Origin of the sequence: Bradyrhizobium sp. ORS 375 (genome assembly GCF_000239775.1) — a bacterium.
Classification (GTDB): Bacteria; Pseudomonadota; Alphaproteobacteria; order Rhizobiales; family Xanthobacteraceae; genus Bradyrhizobium.
In genome coordinates this window covers 1-1563 of record NZ_CAFI01000249.1, presented here as the reverse complement: position 1 = coordinate 1563, position 1563 = coordinate 1, and the positions used below count along the sequence as shown (strand labels likewise).

The 1563-nt window shown below is 68.5% G+C and carries 2 protein-coding genes; one reads left to right on the top strand and one right to left on the bottom strand.

Going from position 1 to position 1563, the window contains the following annotated elements:
• The coding region (locus BRAO375_RS19340) for a substrate-binding domain-containing protein (protein ID WP_035641231.1) at positions 1-944 on the top strand (944 nt) is incomplete at its 5' end.
• A 3-nt stretch (positions 945-947) separates the two neighbouring features.
• Here the strand turns inward: BRAO375_RS19340 and BRAO375_RS19335 are convergent.
• Entirely contained in the window at positions 948-1346 is a 399-nt protein-coding gene (locus BRAO375_RS19335) for an MAPEG family protein (protein ID WP_009029140.1), read from the bottom strand.
• Between the last annotated feature and the right edge of the window lie 217 nt (positions 1347-1563).

The following is a 1563-nucleotide window of genomic DNA, read 5'->3' as shown; positions in this document are numbered from 1 at the left end:
AGGGCGTGCGGGCCAAGACCGTGGCGCGTGTCGAAGCCGCCGTGGCCAAGCTCGGCTATCGCGCCGACGTGGCGGCCGCGCGGCTCGCACGAGGGCAGACCTTTCGCTTTGCCTTCGTGCTGCCGACCGGCGGCAACAGCTTCATGATGAATCTCACCGAGCAGGTCCGGCACACCGCGGAGTGGCTGGCCGGGCAGCGCGGCTTCATCGACATCCTGCATGTCGACGTGTTCGATCCCGACCAGCTGGCCGGCGCGTTGGAGACCCTGTCGCCGGTGTATCAGGGCGTCGCCGTCATCGCGCTCGACCATCCCCGGGTGCGCGCGGCCATCGACGAACTGACCGCGCGCGGCGTTGCCGTCGTCACGCTGGTCTCGGACGCGCCGACCTCGCGCCGCCTGCATTATGTCGGCATCGACAACCCGGCCGCGGGGCGGACCGCCGCCACGCTGATGGGACGATACCTCGGCGGTCGCGACGGCACGGTCGCGGTGATCGCCGGCTCGTTGTCGCTGCGCGATCACGCCGAGCGGCAGTTCGGGTTCAATCAGATCTTGTCCAGCGAATATCCGAGCCTGCGCGCGCTGCCGGCGATCGAGGGCCGCGACGACAGCGAGCTGACGCGCGAGCTGACCGCGGAGCTGCTGGCGCGGCATTCCGACCTGCGCGGCATCTACTGCTGCGGCGCCGGCAATCGCGGCATTGCCGACGCGCTGGAGGCGTCGGGGCGGGCGCGCGAGGTGGTGTGGATCACCCACGAGCTGACCCAGCACACGCGGCGGTTCCTGGTTCGCGGCACCCTGGATGCCATCATCAACCAGGACCCCGGCCACGAGGCCCGCTCGGCGGCGCGGGTCCTGCTCGCGCATTGCTCGGGCGAACCGATCAGCCCCGATCAGGAACGCATCCGCATCGACATCTTCCTGCGGGACAATCTGCCGTAGCGATCAGAGCCAGCCGAAGATCGCCAGCGCCAGCACGGCCTGGGCCACGAAGCCGACGACGAAGGCCAGGGTGCGGAATACGGGCAGGCCGATCGCGTAGACGATGACGTGGGCGACACGTGACCAGAAATAGACGGCGCAGGCGAGCACGGTCCACTTGGTCGAGTAGTCGATGGAATTGAGGATCAGCACCAGCGGCGCGAAGATCACGAGGTTCTCGACCGCGTTGTCGTGCGCGAACATCAGCCGCGTCGCCCAGGCCGCATGCGGCTTGTCGTTGCGCGAGGGGTTGGCCATGGCGCCGCTGAGGCCGCGGACCTGGCAGCGGTTCAGGATGTAGGGAACCCACAGCAGGCCGGTCAGAATGACCGTCAGCGTCAGCCAGAACAGTTCGCGCGTCATCGAGATCCCCTCAACTGATGTCCGTCTCGTCCCGGCGGGACGGAGGCGGTTATAGTCAATCGCGGCTGATCACGCTATGCGCGGACGCGGACATAGGAGCCCGGCGCATCTTCGAGCGGTGGATAGGCCTCGCTACCAACGCTGCGGGCGGGAACCTCTTCGGGGTCGAGCTCGCCCAGCCAGGCGCGCCAGTCCGGCCACCACGAGCCCTTGTGCT

What these genes read in the sequence shown, in the direction of transcription:
- BRAO375_RS19335 (WP_009029140.1), bottom strand. Translation starts at nt 1,346, where the DNA reads ATGACGCGCGAACTGTTCTGGCTGACGCTGACGGTCATTCTGACCGGC.